The sequence below is a fragment of the Pseudomonas sp. Irchel s3h9 genome (assembly GCF_900187475.1).
Classification (GTDB): domain Bacteria; phylum Pseudomonadota; class Gammaproteobacteria; order Pseudomonadales; family Pseudomonadaceae; genus Aquipseudomonas; species Aquipseudomonas neuropathica.
In genome coordinates this window covers 462257-478057 of sequence record NZ_FYDH01000001.1, presented here as the reverse complement: position 1 = coordinate 478057, position 15801 = coordinate 462257, and the positions used below count along the sequence as shown (strand labels likewise).

Below are 15801 nucleotides of genomic sequence, written 5' to 3'. Positions count from 1 at the left end.
CCCCATCACCATCGCACCTATCAAAACGCCAGTCCCACCGCAAGGCGCACTTGAGAAACAATATCGTTTATCATTGTTGCAAGTTTTTGCAATGCGACAGTGAGGAACCCCGCGAATGACGTTTCGAAATACCCTGCGCCGAGGCCTGACCTTCACCCTCCTCGGCCTGGCGCTCGCCACTCCCCTCACCCAGGCTGCCGATACGGTTTCCCTGACTCTCTATAACGGCCAGCACAAGGAAGTCGGCGACGCGATCGCCAAAGCCTTCGAAGCCAAGACCGGCATTCACGTCAACGTGCGCAAAGGCAGCAGCAATCAGCTCGCCAGCCAGATCATCGAAGAAGGCGACCGCTCCCCTGCCGACGTGATCTACACCGAAGAGTCACCACCACTGAACAATCTCGGCGAACTGGGCTTGCTGGCCAAAACCGATGACGCCACTCTGGCCGTACTACCAGAAAAATATGTCGCCGGTAACGGCACCTGGATCGGCGTGACAGCGCGGGTTCGCGTGGTTGCCTACAACCCGAAACTGGTCGACGAAAAAGACCTGCCGAAATCGGTAATGGAATTCTCCGATCCGAAGTGGCAAGGCAAAGTCGGCTTCGTACCGACCAGCGGCGCGTTTCAGGAACAAGCCGTGGCCATCATCAAGATGCACGGTCGTGACGCCGCCGAGGAGTGGCTGACCGGCCTGCGCGCGTTCGGCAAGACCTACAGCAACAACATGGTCGCCCTCAAAGCCGTGGAAAACGGCGAAGTCGCCACCGTGCTGGTGAACAACTACTACTGGTTCGCCCTGCAACGCGAGAAAGGCAAACTGGATTCGAAACTGCATTACTTCACCGGTGGCGACGTCGGCGGCTTGATCACCGTGTCCAGCGCTGCCGTGCTGAAATCCAGCAAACATCCAAAAGAAGCCCAGCAATTCCTCGCCTATATGGCCAGCGAAGAAGGTCAGCGCGTGATCACTCAGACCACCGCCGAGTATCCGCTGCATAAAGGCATGGAATCGGATCGCGGGCTCAAGCCGTTCAGCGAACTGGAAGCGCCAAACGTCACTCCTGCCGATCTGGGCAATGCCGAAGAAGCGTTGGAACTGGAACGTGAAGTTGGCTTGAACTGATGACCGCATCGTTATCCGCCCCCGCCGCGCGCGGGGGTTACGTACCAAAGCGCAAGCGGCCATCAATCTGGCTGGTGCTGCCAGTGTTGTTGCTGGTGGTGCTGAGCCTGTTGCCGCTGGCCTATGTCGGGCTCAAGGCCTGGCAGGCCGGCTGGGCCGAGGCGTTGCACTTGTTGTGGCGCCCGTATGTGTTCGGCCTGTTGCGCAACACGTTGGCGTTGATGGTTGGCGTAACCCTCACCTGCGGCGTGATTGGTCTGTCGCTGGCCTGGCTGCTGGAACGCAGCAATTTGCCAGGGCGTCGCCTATGGGGCGTGATCCTGTGCCTGCCGTTCGCGGTGCCGGCGTTTGTCAGCAGCTTCACCTGGGTTTCGCTGAGCGCGCAGTTCGAAGGGCTTGGCGGGGCGATTCTGGTGATGAGCCTGTCGAAGTATCCGCTTATCTTCCTGCCGGTGGCGGCAAATCTGCGCAATCTCGACCCCTCCCTTGAAGAGTCGGCACGCACCCTTGGGCAGAATCGCTGGGGCGTATTTTTCCGCGTGACCCTGCCGCTGCTCTGGCCTTCGCTATTGGCCGGCTCGCTATTGATTGCCTTGCACATGCTGGTGGAGTTCGGCGCACTGTCGATCATCGGCCTGCAAACCTTCACCACGGCGATCTATCAGCAATTCGAACTGGAGTTCAGTAACGCCAACGCGGCGATGCTTTCCGCCGTGCTGCTGGCGCTGTGTCTGGTGTTGTTGTGGCTGGAGCTGCGCGTACGCGGCAAAGGCCGGCATGTGCGCACCGGACAAGGTGCCGCGCGCCAAGCTGAACAGGTTCGGCTAGGATCATGGGCCACGGTCGGTCAGCTGTATTGCCTGATGCTGGCAATTGTCGGCAGCGGGATTCCGTTGGGGATGTTGGCGTATTGGCTGGCGGTCGGTTCATCCGCAGCATTCCCGGTGGCAGCGATCACTGAAGCCCTGCTTTCTTCTCTGGCACTTTCTCTTGGCGGAGCTGCGCTGTGTCTAGTGCTGGCCGTGCCGGTCGGCTTGTTGGTGGTGCGTTACAAAGGCCAACTGGCAATCTGGGCCGAGCGCTTGCCGTATCTGCTGCATGCGCTGCCGGGCCTGGTGATTGCGCTGACGCTGGTGTATTTCGCCCTGCACTACGTGCCGGCGCTGTACCAGACTTCGGGGTTGCTGCTGATCGCTTATGCGCTGCTGTTTCTGCCATTGGCGCAGGCGCCGATTCGCACGGCACTGAACAAGGCGGCACCGCAACTGGAAGAGGCTGCGCGCACACTGGGCGCTTCGTCGTTCACGGCGTTTTGTCGGGTGACGCTGCCGATTATCTTCCCGGCATTGGGCGCAGCGTTTGCGCTGGTGTTTCTGGATGCGATGAAGGAATTGACGGCGACGTTGCTGCTGAGTCCGACCGGACTGAACACTTTGGCGACCGAGGTCTGGGCGCATACTGCGAATGTCGAGTTTGCGGCGGCGGCGCCTTATGCGGCGTTGTTGATTTTGGTGTCGGGGCTGCCGGTTTATTTACTGACGACCCGGATGTATCTGAGCCGCTGATAGCGCTTTCGCGAGCAGGCTCGCTCCCACATGTTGACCGAGCTCCATCAGAGGAACGCGATCTAATGTGGGAGCGAGCCTGCTCGCGAAGAGGCCCGCCCAGACAACCTCAAGCTCTGAACTGCCCCAGACTAGCCTTGAGCTGCGCTGCCAAACCATCCAGCACCTTGCCACTCGCGGTGGTCTCCACCACCGCCTGCGCCGCTTTCTCGGCTTGCGCATGAATTGTCTCGACGCGGCCACGTACAGCCTGCGCTCCCTGCGCCTGATGCGCAGCCGCCTGCGTTGCCAAGCCAATCGCCGCATGCACCTGCTCGACCGAGACCTGTACCGACTGCTGCAAGCGCGCACTGTCACGCAGCACCAGTAAACCTTCGCTGGCCTGACGCCCGGCCTGGCCGATCGCCTCGACCGCCTCACGCGCGCCCTGCTGCAACGCGACGATGTGCGCCTGAATATCGCCGGTAGAGCTTTGTGTCTTGCTCGCCAACGCACGCACCTCGTCGGCAACAACGGCGAATCCACGCCCGGTCTCGCCAGCACGTGCCGCTTCAATCGCCGCGTTGAGCGCCAGCAAATTGGTCTGCTCGGCAATCCCGTGAATCACCGTCAGCACCACCTCAATCTGTTCACTCTGCTGAGCCAGCCGCTCGATGACTTTCGCTCCGGTATCGACCTGCCCCGCCAGCGCCTCGATCAGGCTGCCGACCTTGGCGGACGTCCGGGTGTTTTCGTCGGTGGCCTGGCGAATATCCACAACCTGCTTCAAAGCCGCTTGCATCGCATGGCTTTCCGACTGCGCCTCATCAGCCATTTGCGACAGTGCGCGCAGGCTTTCCGCTACCTCATCACGCTGCATGCCGGCAGCCGCATCGGCACCGGCATTGCGCAGGGTCATCGCGCCAATCTCGACGCCAGTACGCTGCGCGACATCGCCCGCTTCGCGCACGATTGGCTGCAACTTATCCACAAAGCGGTTGACCGCCGAGGCCATGTCGCCGATTTCGTCTTTGCTGTTGATCTGTACACGCTTGGTCAGGTCGCCCTCGCCCGCAGCCAAGTCATCCATCGCAGCGTTGAGCATCTTCAGGCGATTGACCACGCGATGGCCGAGCACGACGGCCAATAACAGAAGCACGCCAAAACCGACCAACGCCAGGCCCATGCCGATCCGCCAGCGCAGGGTAGCTGCCGCCTCTTGAACAGTATTGGCGGTGTTGGCTTTCATCTCGACGGCGGTTGACTGCGCCGATTGCAGGCGCGCCTGCATGGCTTTGGCACTGTCCGCTGCAGCGCCCTTGAGGCTGTCGCCGACCAGTTGATCACTGCTCGCGATCAACGCTGAGAAGCGCTTGTCCAGTGCCGCCAGATCGGTTTCCACCGACGCCGTGGAAACACCCATCAACACCTTGCCGATTTCCACACCATTGGGATTGATCGAGGCTTCAAGGTAGTAAACCGATGAATCGTTTTTCGCCGCATCCAGCACTTTATCCAATGCACGCTCGCCCTGGCCCTTTTCCAGCAAGGCCTTGTTGATCGGGTTTTCGCGATTGAGATAGCGGGTCAGGTGCTGGCCGGTGGCGTCGTCGTAGACCACGAATAGAACGTTGGGATTGCGCTGGGCACGGCGGGCGAACTCGGACAGGGTCGGTACGTCGCTGTCCCACATGGCACGCGGGGCTACGGAGGCCAGTAACTGCGCCATGTCATTGGCCGAATCTTTCAGATCCTTTTCCAGCGTCGCACGCAGTTGCGCCTGCTCTTCTTTCAGGCGCGAGGACAGGCCGGCGGTAAGCCGCTGACGAGTACTGGCGGACAAGGCATCGAGGCTCGAGGTGACTTCACGCCCGGCCTGCTCCAGTTCACCGGAGAGCTTCTGGCTGTCGGCGCCGAGGCGCACCGCCAAGTCAGCTTCCAGCGCCGTGACGGTGCTCCGCGTCAGGGCAACGGCCACCAACACCTGCACCAAAAGGGCGATACCAAGGGTAACGAACACGGGGCGCAACAAACGGCTTTGTAACAGTGAGAGAACGGCCGACACTGTGAATACCTCTACTTCTGACGCCATTAATTTGATGGCACTCTTGTAGACAGATTCACAGCAAAGGTCATGCCGTCCAACAGGCATAAACGACAAAGGCCCCGAAGAAGGGGCCTTTGTGTTTTTACATCAACGACTTATCAAGCAAACGGATGACGCAGAACGATGGTTTCGTTGCGGTCCGGGCCCGTCGAAATAATGTCGATCGGCGCGCCGATCAGCTCTTCAACGCGTTTGATGTAGGCGCGAGCGTTAGCCGGCAGCTCTTCCAGGGTTTTTGCACCCACGGTCGATTCGGTCCAGCCCGGCACTTCTTCGTACACAGGCTGCAGGCCTACGTAGCTGTCAGCGTCGGTCGGAGCAACGGCGTTGCCTTCGGCGTCTTTGTAGCCAACGCAGATGTTGATGGTTTCCAGACCGTCGAGTACGTCCAGCTTGGTCAGGCAGATGCCCGAAATGCTGTTCACATCGATAGCGCGACGCAGGATAACGGCGTCGAACCAGCCACAACGACGGGCACGGCCGGTGGTCGCACCGAACTCGTGACCTTGTTTAGCCAGATGCGCGCCGACGTCGTCGAACAGCTCAGTCGGGAATGGACCCGAACCGACGCGAGTGGTGTAAGCCTTGGTGATGCCCAGGATGTAGTCGAGGAACATCGGGCCAACGCCGGAACCGGTCGCTACGCCACCGGCAGTGGTGTTGGAACTGGTCACGTACGGGTAGGTACCGTGGTCGATGTCGAGCAACGAACCCTGAGCGCCTTCGAACATGATGTCTTTGCCGGCGCGACGCAGGTCGTGCAGCTCAGCGGTGACGTCGAGCATCAGCGGCTTGAGCAGCTCAGCGTATTCCTTGCACTCGGCCAGGGTTTTCTCGAACTCGATGGCCGGCTCTTTGTAGTAACCGACCAGCATGAAGTTGTGGTAATCCACCAGTTCACGCAGCTTGTCTTCGAAGCGCGGCATGTTCAGCAGGTCGCCAACACGCAGGCCACGACGAGCAACCTTGTCTTCGTAAGCCGGGCCGATGCCGCGACCGGTAGTACCGATCTTCAGCTCGCCACGGGCCTTTTCACGGGCCTGGTCCAGCGCCACGTGGAAGGACAGGATCAGCGGGCAGGACGGGCTGATACGCAGACGCTCACGCACCGGTACGCCTTTCTCTTCCAGCTTGGTGATCTCGCGCAGCAGGGCGTCAGGTGCAACCACCACGCCGTTGCCGATCAGGCACTGCACGCCTTCGCGCAGCACGCCCGACGGGATCAGGTGCAGGACGGTTTTCTCGCCGTCGATCACCAGTGTGTGGCCAGCGTTGTGGCCACCTTGGTAGCGCACTACGGCTGCAGCATGTTCGGTCAGCAGATCAACGATCTTGCCTTTGCCCTCATCACCCCATTGGGTGCCCAGGACTACGACATTCTTACCCATAACACTTGTCCTCATTCGCGCAAACTTGGTGCCGGCGATGGCCGGCAGGAAAACTCAAGAAGCCAGTGGCGATACTTGCCAAAGCCCGTTCTGCTGAATCAATTGCCGGTCGCAGTCCGCATCACGGGCGGCGGCCAAAGGTTGCCCAGGCAAAGCCTGAACGACACGCTGACCCTCACTGCGCAACTGGCAAACCTGCTGCCAGAGTGCCGCATCCGTACTGTCAGGCATCCAGATACCGCCAGACGGTAGCTCGATCTCAGCACGCCCCAGGGTCACCAGGGTTTTCAAATCGGTGGAAAAACCAGTCGCCGGACGCGCGCGACCAAAATCCGCGCCGATGTCGTCGTAGCGACCGCCCTGAGCGATGGACTGGCCAACGCCCGGCACGAACACCGCGAACACCACACCGGTGTGGTAGTGGTAGCCACGTAGCTCGCCCAGGTCGAAGTACAACGGCAGGTCCGGGAAACGCGCCGATAGGCGCTCGGCGATTGCCAGCAAATCTTCGAGTGCTGCCAAAACCGGCGCCGGTGCATTGGCCAGTCGTTCGCGGGCAGCGCTCAACACTTCACGCCCGCCACACAGGTCGACCAGCGCCCGCAGCATGCCGGACAAGTCGGCCGGCAAGCCTTCAGTCAAGGTAATGACCTCGTCGATGGCCTTGCGTTGCAGCGCATCGAACAAGTGCTGTTCGACTTCACCGGACAGACCGGCGGCACGCGCCAGACCACGGTAGATGCCAACATGACCAAGGTCCATGTGCACATCCGGCACATCGGCCAGTTGCAGCATGGCCAGCATCAGGCTGATCACTTCAACGTCGCTGCTCGGGCTGGCGTCGCCGTACAGCTCGGCGCCCAACTGGATCGGGCTGCGCGAGGACGACAATGCACGCGGCTGAGCATGCAGCACGCTGCCGGCGTAGCACAGACGGCTCGGACCTTCGCGACGCAGGGTGTGCGCATCGATACGCGCCACTTGCGGCGTGATGTCGGCACGGAAACCCATCTGCCGGCCCGATTGCGGGTCAATGACCTTGAAGGTACGCAGATCCAGGTCCTGGCCCGCGCCGGTCAGCAGGGATTCCAGGTACTCGATATGGGGAGTCACGACAAACTCGTAACCCCAGCTCTGGAACAGATCCAACACCTGACGACGCGCGACTTCAATGCGCGCCGCTTCCGGTGGCAGTACTTCTTCGATGCCATCTGGCAGCAGCCAGCGGTCTACCGTTGCCATTACGCCATTCCCCTTTGATCCGGGCGGCCAGCCTGCGGGCGAGCCTTGAGTGAAGCAGAAAATGACCGAACCGTTCAAAACGCACGCGCATGAACGACGCGGCGAAAGGCCTGTTAGCGGCTTCGCCCATCACTTTCCTCGAAATACTCTCGGGCCATTCAACCCGATGCCTGCAACAAAAAACAGCAATCAAACGTGCAGACGCAAAAAAGCCGGGAATTTCCCGGCTGCCGCATCATACACACGTTTTCCCAAAGGATCACCCCGCCCGAGGTTTTAGCCGCCGGGCGGAATGATTCAGGTCAACGGCGTATCAAGGCTTGGCCTTTTCCAGGTAGTGGAAAAAGTCGCTGCTTGGGTCAAGGACCAATACGTCGGATTTGTTCGCGAAGCTTTCACGGTAGGCGCGCAGGCTACGATAGAAACTGTAGAACTCCTGATCCTGACCGTAGGCCTTGGAGTAGATCGCAGCGGCCTGGGCATCACCATCACCGCGAACCTCTTCGGATTCACGATAGGCTTCAGCCAGCAGCACGCGGCGTTGACGATCGGCGTCGGCACGGATGCCTTCCGCTAGCTCGTTACCCTTGGCGCGGTGCTCGCGAGCTTCACGCTCGCGCTCGGTGCTCATACGCTCGAACACACTGCGGTTCACTTCTTTCGGCAGGTCGATGGTCTTGACCCGGACATCGACAACTTCGATACCCAGCTCCTTTTCCGCCATTTTGTTCAGCGATGCGGTGATGTCAGCCATCAACGCGTCACGCTCACCCGACACTACTTCGTGCAGAGTGCGCTTACCGAACTGGTCACGCAGACCGGATTCAAGACGACGGGAAAGACGCTCGTCGGCGATTTGCTTGAGGCCGGAAGTTGCGGTGTAGAAGCGCTCGGCATCTTTCACGCGCCACTTGGCGTAGGCATCGACCATCACGGCTTTCTTTTCCAGGGTCAGGAAACGCTGTGTCGGTGCATCCAGCGTCATCAGACGTGCGTCGAATTTACGCACCTGGTTAACGTAAGGCACTTTCACATGCAGGCCTGGCTGAACATCGGCCTGAACCACGCGGCCGAATTGCAGCAGCACCGCACGCTCGGTCTGAGCGACGATGTAGAAGCAGTTCCAGCCCACCAGTACCACAACAACGCCAACGATCAGGGCGATCAGCGATTTATTGCTCATCAGCGGGTCTCCCTTGTGCGCGACTGCGGCAGGTCAGTGACATGCGGCGTGACGTCCGTGTTGTTGCTGGCGGCAGCCGAACCGGTGACCGGTGCATTGCTGCCCGAACTGTTCTGAATCATTTTGTCCAACGGCAGGTAAAGCAGATTGCTCTGGCCGTTCTTGTTGCCGGTCACGAGTACCTTGCTGGTATTGCTGAAGACTTCCTGCATGGTGTCCAGGTACAGACGCTGGCGGGTAACCTCAGGTGCCTTGCGGTACTCGGCGACCAGCTTGGTAAAGCGATCGGCTTCACCCTTGGCGCGCGAGACCGTTTCGTCACGGTAACCGTTGGCATCCTCGAGGATGCGCTGGGCCTGACCACGGGCTTCCGGCACGACGCCGTTGGCGTAGGTTTCAGCCTGGTTGCGCGAACGCTGCTCGTCTTCACGGGCGCGGATCACGTCATCGAAGGCTTCCTGCACTTCACGCGGTGCCGCTGCGCTCTGTACGTTGACCTGAGTGACGGTGATACCGGTGCGATAGGTATCGAGGAAGCGTTGCAGACGCTCCTTGATTTCGCTGGCCATCAATTCACGACCTTCGGTCAGCACCTGGTCCATGGCGGTGGAACCCACCACGTGGCGCAGGGCACTGTCAGTCGCATGCTGCAGACTGATTTCCGGCTGATCGACGTTCAGCACGAAGTCCTGCAGGTTGCTGATCTTGTACTGCACGGTCAGCGGCACTTCGACGATGTTCTCGTCTTCGGTCAGCATCTGGCCTTGCTTGGTGTACGCACGCTCACGCGTGACGTTTTCCATGTACTTTTTATCGATCGGCGGGAAGTAGATATTCAGGCCTGGGCCAACAGTCTCGTAGTACTTGCCGAAGCGCAGCACCACGGCTTGCTCCTGCTCGTCCACCACGTAGACCGCGCTGTACAGCCAGACAGCCGCCAGCACGACGAGGCCGATGCCGAGCAGACCGCCGAAGCCGCCACCGCTCCTGCCCGAACCACCGCCGTCATCACCACCGCGTTTCTTACCACCACCGAACAACCCGTTCAGGCTTTCCTGCAGCTTTCGGAAGGCCTCGTCGAGATCCGGTGGCCCCTTGCGGTCGCCGTTATTGCGGCGTTTGCCACCCCAAGGATCCTGATTATTCGAGTTGCCACCCGGCTCATTCCAAGCCATAGCGCTCTCCATCTGATAAAGCAAAGACGCACCCACGGCGCGCCGACCAATGCTACAGAATGCCTGCCGTTACGGCACAACCGCTTCTTCAGGCTTTTATTGCAAAGTGTGTTGCTCGATGAATTCCATCGGCTGCAATCCTTCGCGGCTTACCAGTCGATTCAGCTCGACCCGGGGCAAACGAACGGCCAGCAGGCTGATGCCTTCTTCGTCATGCTCTTCTTTCTGCACCGCACCGAGTTCGAAAAACTGCGCACGCAGTCGGGCGAATCGTTGCGGCAAGCGCAATGTGCCGATGAACAAATCACTGCCGAGTAATTCGGCAATGGCTTGTTCAAGCAATTCCAGACCACTGCCATCACGTGCCGAAAGCCAGACCCGCTGGGGCTTGCCATTTTCGTCGCGCTGGATTTGTGGCTCAACGCCTTCAAGCAAATCGAGTTTGTTATAGACCTCGAGTATCGGCAAGTCCTGGGCACCAATCTCGCCCAGCACCACCATCACCTGCTCGATCTGCAACATGCGATCCGGCTCGGCCGCATCGATCACGTGCAACAACAGGTCGGAGTTGGCCGACTCTTCGAGGGTAGACCGAAATGCTTCGACCAGCTTGTGCGGCAGGTGACGAATGAAGCCTACCGTGTCCGCCAGAACAATCGGCCCCAAGTCGTCCAGATCCAGACGGCGCAGGGTCGGGTCCAGCGTGGCGAACAACTGGTCGGCCGCGTACACGTCGGATTTCGTCACATTGTTGAAGAGTGTCGATTTGCCGGCGTTGGTATACCCCACCAGAGACACGGTCGGAATATCGGCACGGGAACGGCCACGTCGCGACTGCTCGCGCTGGCTGCGCACCTTCTCCAACCGGCCCTTGATCTGGCGCAGGCGGACCCGCAGCAAACGCCGGTCGGTTTCCAGTTGGGTCTCACCTGGGCCGCGCATGCCGATGCCGCCACCCTGACGCTCAAGGTGAGTCCAGCCGCGAACCAGGCGCGTGCTCATGTGGTCAAGCTGGGCCAGTTCGACCTGGAGCTTGCCTTCATGGGTACGGGCGCGTTGGGCGAAAATATCGAGAATCAGACCGGTACGGTCGATCACGCGACACTCGAAAACTCGTTCGAGGTTACGTTCCTGACTGGGCGTGAGGATGTGATTGAAAATCACCAGATCGGCTTCTTCAGCCTTGACCAGGTCGCGCAGTTCCTCGACCTTGCCGCTGCCGATCAGAAATTTGGCGGTTGGCCGATGACGCGGTACGTTAAAAAACGCAACGGTCTCGGCGCCCGCCGAATTAGCCAATTCCTGAAACTCCTGCGGATCTTCGCGCGCCTCAGGGTCCTGTCCATCCAAGTGAACGAGGATCACTCGCTCACCACCACCGTGGCGCTCAAAGAACAAAGGAGACTCCTATCAGGCGTTACCTGGCTCAGCGTCACCTGCTTCGGATTCGGTTGCGCTAGGCAGACGAATTGGACGAACCGGCACTACTGTCGAGATAGCGTGTTTGTAAACCATCTGGCTTACGGTGTTTTTCAGCAGGATCACGAACTGGTCGAACGACTCGATCGTGCCTTGCAGTTTGATACCGTTGACCAGGTAGATGGAAACCCCAACTTTCTCTTTACGTAAAGTATTCAAGTAAGGGTCTTGTAGCGAATGCCCTTTTGACATGTGCCGCACTCCTTTAAGGATTCAATAATAAAAAATAGGTAATTCAGATGGCTTTGGCCGTCACACCCCCAAGGATAGACGGCAATTGCAAGGACTCAGCTCAATATGGAGATGGTCCCAAGGTATTTCAAGGCGCGTGGCAGATTGTCGCAATCAAGACTGTCCAGCCAGTGTATATCTTCCCAGCTGCGCAGCCAGGTGAACTGGCGTTTGGCCAATTGGCGCGTGGCGATGATGCCGCGCTCCTGCATTTCGGCCAACGTCAGCTTGCCATCCAGGTAGTCCCAGACTTGGCGGTAGCCTACCGCACGTATAGACGGCAACCCCGAATGCAGGTCACTTCTTTTACGCAGGGCTACGACCTCGTCGAGGAACCCCTGTTCCAACATATTTGTGAATCTTTGTTTAATGCGCTCGTGCAGTACCTGACGATTCGCCGGGGCAATGGCCAAGTTCGCGACAGTATAGGGCAATTGTTGCAGTCCCGAAGCGGCTGCTTCAGTACTTTGCGCAGATTGTTGCTGACGCAGCTCGGTCATGCTCTGACCACTGACTCGATAAACTTCCAGCGCGCGACTCAAGCGCTGCGGATCGTTCGGGTGAATCCGCGCCGCTGACACCGGGTCAATGAGCGCCAATTGATCGTGCAAGGCTTGCCAACCGAGGCGTGCAGCCTCTTCTTCGATCTGCGCGCGGACATCGGCATCGGCCGCTGGCATATCCGCCAGACCTTCGACCAAAGCCTTGTAATAGAGCATCGTACCGCCGACCAGCAGCGGAATTTTTCCGCGCGCGGTGATCTCGGCCATGGCTTGCAAGGCATCGCGACGGAAATCCGCAGCCGAATAAGCCTCAGCCGGGTCGAGAATATCGATCAAGCGGTGCGGATATTCGGCCAGCAGTTCTTTCGAAGGCTTGGCAGTGCCAATGTCCATGCCGCGATAGACCAGCGCTGAATCGACACTGATCAACTCGCACGGCAGCACCTTGGTCAGCTCGATGGCTAGATCGGTCTTGCCCGCAGCGGTCGGGCCCATCAGGAAAATCGCTGGAGGAAGCTGGCTCATCAACGACCGCGCAGGAACAGTTTGTCCAGATCGTCCAGGCCCAATTGGGTCCAGGTCGGTCGGCCATGGTTGCATTGACCACTGCGCTCGGTGTTTTCCATGTCACGCAGCAGGCCGTTCATTTCCGGCAGGGCCAGGCGCCGATTGGCGCGGATCGCGCCGTGGCAGGCCATGGTGCCGAGGAGTTCGTTGAGGTGCGCCTGAATCCGGTCGCTGGTGCCGTACTCCATCAAGTCCGACAGGACATCGCCGACCAGGCGATTGGCTTCAGCCTGCTTCAGCAAGGCCGGGATCTGCCGAATCGCCAGGGTTTCCGGGCCCAGACGCTGCAGCTCGAACCCCAGACGCTGGAACCATGCCGCGTGCTCTTCAGCGCAATCGGCCTCGCGCTGGCTAACGGCCAAGGATTCCGGCACCAACAATGGCTGCCCACTGAGACCCTCGCTGGCCATGGCGATTTTCAGGCGTTCGTACATGATCCGCTCGTGAGCAGCGTGCATGTCCACCAGCACCAGCCCTTGGGCGTTTTCGGAAAGAATGTAGATACCTTTCAACTGCGCCAAGGCATAACCAAGCGGAGGAATATCTTCCTGCCCGGCCGGCAGTGCGTTGGCATTAGCCTCAGGCAGCGGCGCGAAAAAATCGCGATACGCAGCCTGAGCCTCGGCCGCCGGCGGTACCGCTGATTGTGGGCGTGGCGTGTATTGATACTGGTAAGCCCCGCCAGCGCTGGCACCGGACGAGGTATTGAACGCCGGCTGCGCCTGCGGTTGCTCCAGCAGCGCATTGGCCGCCAGACGCATTTCGCCCTGCGGGCCGAACTCACCGGCATCGAGGCCCGTTGGCCGCACGACAGCTGTGGTCACGGAACCGGCAAGCTGATCTTCCGGACGCACGTCGCCCAAAGCGCGGTGCAACGTGCCATAAAGGAAGTCATGCACCATGCGCCCGTCACGGAAGCGCACTTCGTGTTTGGTCGGGTGCACGTTGACGTCGACCGCCGCCGGATCGACTTCAAAAAACAGCGCAAACGTCGGGTGACGACCGTTGAACAGCACGTCGCGATAGGCCTGACGCACTGCGTGGGCCACAAGCTTGTCGCGCACCGCCCGGCCATTCACAAAGAAATATTGCAGATCCGCCTGACTGCGGTTAAAGGTCGGCAAACCAACCCAGCCCCAAAGGTGCAAGCCGTTGCGCTCGATCTCGATCGGCAGCGCCTGCTCGAGGAAACCCGAACCACAGATCGCCGCCACACGCCGGGCGCGGGCCGCGTCATCGTGGGCTTCGTGCAGGCTGAGAATGGTCTTGCCGTTATGCCGCAGATGGAAAGCCACGTCGAAACGCGCCAGCGCCAGACGCTTGATCACTTCTTGCAGGTGATCGAACTCGGTTTTTTCGGTCTTGAGGAATTTTCGTCGCGCCGGGGTGTTGAAAAACAGGTCGCGAACTTCCACGGAAGTGCCGACCGGATGCGCCGCCGGTTGCACCCGAGGCGCCATGTCGCGGCCTTCGGTTTCGACTTGCCAGGCTTGATCGGCATCGCGAGTACGCGAGGTCAGCGTCAGGCGCGCCACGGAACTGATCGACGCCAGCGCCTCACCCCGGAAACCGAGGCTCATCACCTGTTCAAGGTCTTCCAGGTTGCGAATCTTGCTGGTGGCGTGACGGGCCAGCGCCAGCGGCAGGTCATCGGCAGAGATGCCGCTGCCATCGTCACGCACCCGCAGCAACTTGACCCCGCCCTGCTCGACATCAACATCGATGCGCTTGGCGCCGGAGTCGAGGCTGTTTTCCAGCAGTTCCTTGATCACCGAGGCCGGACGTTCAACCACCTCACCGGCGGCGATCTGGTTCGCCAGCCGTGGGCTGAGCAGTTCGATACGGGCAGCAGCGTTCAGCACTTCGTTCATTCTTTGGACGCCAGTTCGGTGCCAGGAATGGTCAAGTGCTGACCGACTTTCAGTTCATCGCTTTTCAGATTGTTGGCAGCGCGCAGCGTGGCCGGCGACACCTGATAGCGCACGCCGATCATCGCCAGCGTTTCACCCGGACCGACGCGATGATCGCGCGGGCCTTGAGCGATCTTGCCGGAATCACGCAGCCAGGCGATGTAAGTGCCCGGTGGCGGGTTCTGCTGGAAGAACTGGCGCACGCCGCTGCTGATCGAGCGGGCCAACGCTTGCTGATGGCTCGATGCCGAGAGCTTGTTGGCTTCGTTGGCATTGGAGATAAACCCGGTTTCGACCAGAATCGACGGGATGTCCGGCGACTTCAACACCATGAACCCGGCCTGTTCCACACGCTGTTTGTGCAGCGGCGTGACGCGGCCGATGTTGGTCAGGACTTTCTGACCGACGTTGAGGCTGGAAGTCAGCGAGGCAGTCATCGACAGGTCGAGCAACACGCCGGCGAGCATGCGGTCCTTGTCATCCAGGCTGACGTTGCCAGCACCACCGATCAAGTCGGAACGGTTTTCACTGTCGGCCAGCCAACGGGCGGTTTCCGAGGTTGCGCCGCGGTCGGACAGGGCAAACACCGATGCACCGAAAGCGGCGGCAGATGGCGCCGCATCGGCGTGGATCGACACAAACAGGTCGGCGCCCTTCTTGCGGGCAATCTCGGTACGACCGCGCAACGGGATGAAATAGTCGCCGGTTCGGGTCAGTTCGGCGCGGAAGCCTTTCATGCCGTTGACCTGACGCTGCAGTTCGCGAGCGATCTGCAGCACTACGTCTTTCTCACGCTGACCGCGCGAACCGGATGCGCCCGGGTCTTCGCCACCGTGGCCGGCGTCGATCACCACAATAATGTCGCGCTTGCCGGCCGGGGCTGGCGGCAACTTGATTGCCGGTTCGGTCGGGGTTACCGGCACCGCTGGCACAGTCGCGACCTGCGGCGTCGGCGCAGGCGGCGGTGCGGCGTCGGCCGGGTTATCGAACAGGTCGACCACCAGGCGGTTGCCGTACTGCGCGTTCGGCGCCAGCGAGAAGCTTTTCGGGGTGACGGCTTTTTTCAGGTCGATGACCACGCGCAGGTCGGTCGGCGTGCGCTGGGCCGAACGCATTGCGGTGATCGGCGTGTTCGCGGTCTGCACATTCAGCGGTGCACCGAGGGTGGCACCGTTGATGTCGATCACCAGCCGGTCCGGTGCGGTCAGGGTAAACACGCTGTGCTGCACCGGGCCGCTCAGGTCGAAGACCAGTCGCGTGTTGTCCGGCGCCCGCCACAGGCGCACGCTGTTGACCTTTGAATCGGCCACAGCGTTGACGGTTACTGCCATCAACAACAGTCCAGC

Annotated in this window: 12 protein-coding genes; 2 read left to right on the top strand and 10 right to left on the bottom strand. The window is 60.3% G+C overall.

Annotated features, from left to right (window positions below; genetic code table 11):
* The first annotated feature begins 115 nt into the window (after positions 1–115).
* Together CKW26_RS02045 and CKW26_RS02040 are read left to right on the top strand one after the other, a co-directional pair.
* Positions 116–1126: an extracellular solute-binding protein gene (locus CKW26_RS02045; protein WP_095047302.1), complete on the top strand. Its 1011-nt coding sequence runs from the start codon at positions 116–118 to the stop codon at positions 1124–1126.
* A complete protein-coding gene (locus tag CKW26_RS02040) occupies positions 1126–2691 on the top strand; it encodes an iron ABC transporter permease (RefSeq protein WP_095047301.1) in 1566 nt (521 codons plus the stop codon). Before CKW26_RS02045 ends, CKW26_RS02040 begins: the two co-directional genes overlap by 1 nt.
* 109 nt (positions 2692–2800) lie before the next feature.
* On the opposite strand, the gene CKW26_RS02035 is transcribed toward CKW26_RS02040, so the two are convergent.
* The 10 genes from CKW26_RS02035 to CKW26_RS01990 form a co-directional block, all read right to left on the bottom strand.
* Positions 2801–4735 carry a methyl-accepting chemotaxis protein gene (locus tag CKW26_RS02035; protein WP_095047412.1) on the bottom strand — a complete coding sequence of 645 codons (1935 nt, stop codon included), beginning with the start codon at positions 4733–4735 and terminating at the stop codon, positions 2801–2803.
* 140 nt (positions 4736–4875) lie between these two features.
* The gene (locus CKW26_RS02030) at positions 4876–6165 is read right to left on the bottom strand and encodes an adenylosuccinate synthase (protein WP_007915835.1); all 1290 of its coding nucleotides are present in this window, start codon (positions 6163–6165) and stop codon (positions 4876–4878) included.
* A 54-nt stretch (positions 6166–6219) separates the two neighbouring features.
* Complete coding sequence (locus CKW26_RS02025) at positions 6220–7407, bottom strand: ATP phosphoribosyltransferase regulatory subunit (RefSeq protein ID WP_095047300.1); 1188 nt, start codon at positions 7405–7407, stop codon at positions 6220–6222.
* A gap of 313 nt (positions 7408–7720) precedes the next feature.
* The gene (gene hflC / locus CKW26_RS02020) at positions 7721–8590 is read right to left on the bottom strand and encodes a protease modulator HflC (RefSeq protein ID WP_007915830.1); all 870 of its coding nucleotides are present in this window, start codon (positions 8588–8590) and stop codon (positions 7721–7723) included.
* The gene (gene hflK, locus CKW26_RS02015) at positions 8590–9765 is read right to left on the bottom strand and encodes an FtsH protease activity modulator HflK (protein ID WP_016984785.1); all 1176 of its coding nucleotides are present in this window, start codon (positions 9763–9765) and stop codon (positions 8590–8592) included. Before hflK ends, hflC begins: the two co-directional genes overlap by 1 nt.
* 96 nt (positions 9766–9861) lie before the next feature.
* On the bottom strand, positions 9862–11163 hold the full coding sequence (hflX, locus tag CKW26_RS02010; RefSeq protein ID WP_093430181.1) for a ribosome rescue GTPase HflX: 1302 nt from the start codon (positions 11161–11163) through the stop codon (positions 9862–9864).
* A 12-nt stretch (positions 11164–11175) separates the two neighbouring features.
* Positions 11176–11436 (bottom strand): RNA chaperone Hfq, encoded by a 261-nt coding sequence (gene hfq / locus CKW26_RS02005; RefSeq protein WP_007902656.1) that lies wholly within the window; start codon positions 11434–11436, stop codon positions 11176–11178.
* A 95-nt stretch (positions 11437–11531) separates the two neighbouring features.
* The gene (gene miaA, locus CKW26_RS02000; RefSeq protein ID WP_095047299.1) at positions 11532–12503 is read right to left on the bottom strand and encodes a tRNA (adenosine(37)-N6)-dimethylallyltransferase MiaA; all 972 of its coding nucleotides are present in this window, start codon (positions 12501–12503) and stop codon (positions 11532–11534) included.
* Positions 12503–14404 carry a DNA mismatch repair endonuclease MutL gene (gene mutL / locus CKW26_RS01995; RefSeq protein WP_177409220.1) on the bottom strand — a complete coding sequence of 634 codons (1902 nt, stop codon included), beginning with the start codon at positions 14402–14404 and terminating at the stop codon, positions 12503–12505. The genes miaA and mutL overlap by 1 nt, the downstream gene beginning before the upstream one ends.
* Positions 14405–14412: 8 nt before the next feature.
* Positions 14413–15786, bottom strand: a complete 1374-nt coding sequence (locus CKW26_RS01990) for an N-acetylmuramoyl-L-alanine amidase (protein ID WP_371748301.1) — start codon at positions 15784–15786, stop codon at positions 14413–14415.
* Positions 15787–15801 lie beyond the last annotated feature (15 nt).

Coding starts and splice junctions, on each gene's coding strand:
- CKW26_RS02045 (WP_095047302.1), top strand. CDS start 116: ATGACGTTTCGAAATACCCTGCGCCGAGGCCTGACCTTCACCCTCCTC.
- CKW26_RS02040 (WP_095047301.1), top strand. CDS start 1,126: ATGACCGCATCGTTATCCGCCCCCGCCGCGCGCGGGGGTTACGTACCA.
- CKW26_RS02030 (WP_007915835.1), bottom strand. CDS start 6,165: ATGGGTAAGAATGTCGTAGTCCTGGGCACCCAATGGGGTGATGAGGGC.
- CKW26_RS02025 (WP_095047300.1), bottom strand. CDS start 7,407: ATGGCAACGGTAGACCGCTGGCTGCTGCCAGATGGCATCGAAGAAGTA.
- hflC (WP_007915830.1), bottom strand. CDS start 8,590: ATGAGCAATAAATCGCTGATCGCCCTGATCGTTGGCGTTGTTGTGGTA.
- hflK (WP_016984785.1), bottom strand. CDS start 9,765: ATGGCTTGGAATGAGCCGGGTGGCAACTCGAATAATCAGGATCCTTGG.
- hfq (WP_007902656.1), bottom strand. CDS start 11,436: ATGTCAAAAGGGCATTCGCTACAAGACCCTTACTTGAATACTTTACGT.
- miaA (WP_095047299.1), bottom strand. CDS start 12,503: ATGAGCCAGCTTCCTCCAGCGATTTTCCTGATGGGCCCGACCGCTGCG.
- CKW26_RS01990 (WP_371748301.1), bottom strand. CDS start 15,786: ATGGCAGTAACCGTCAACGCTGTGGCCGATTCAAAGGTCAACAGCGTG.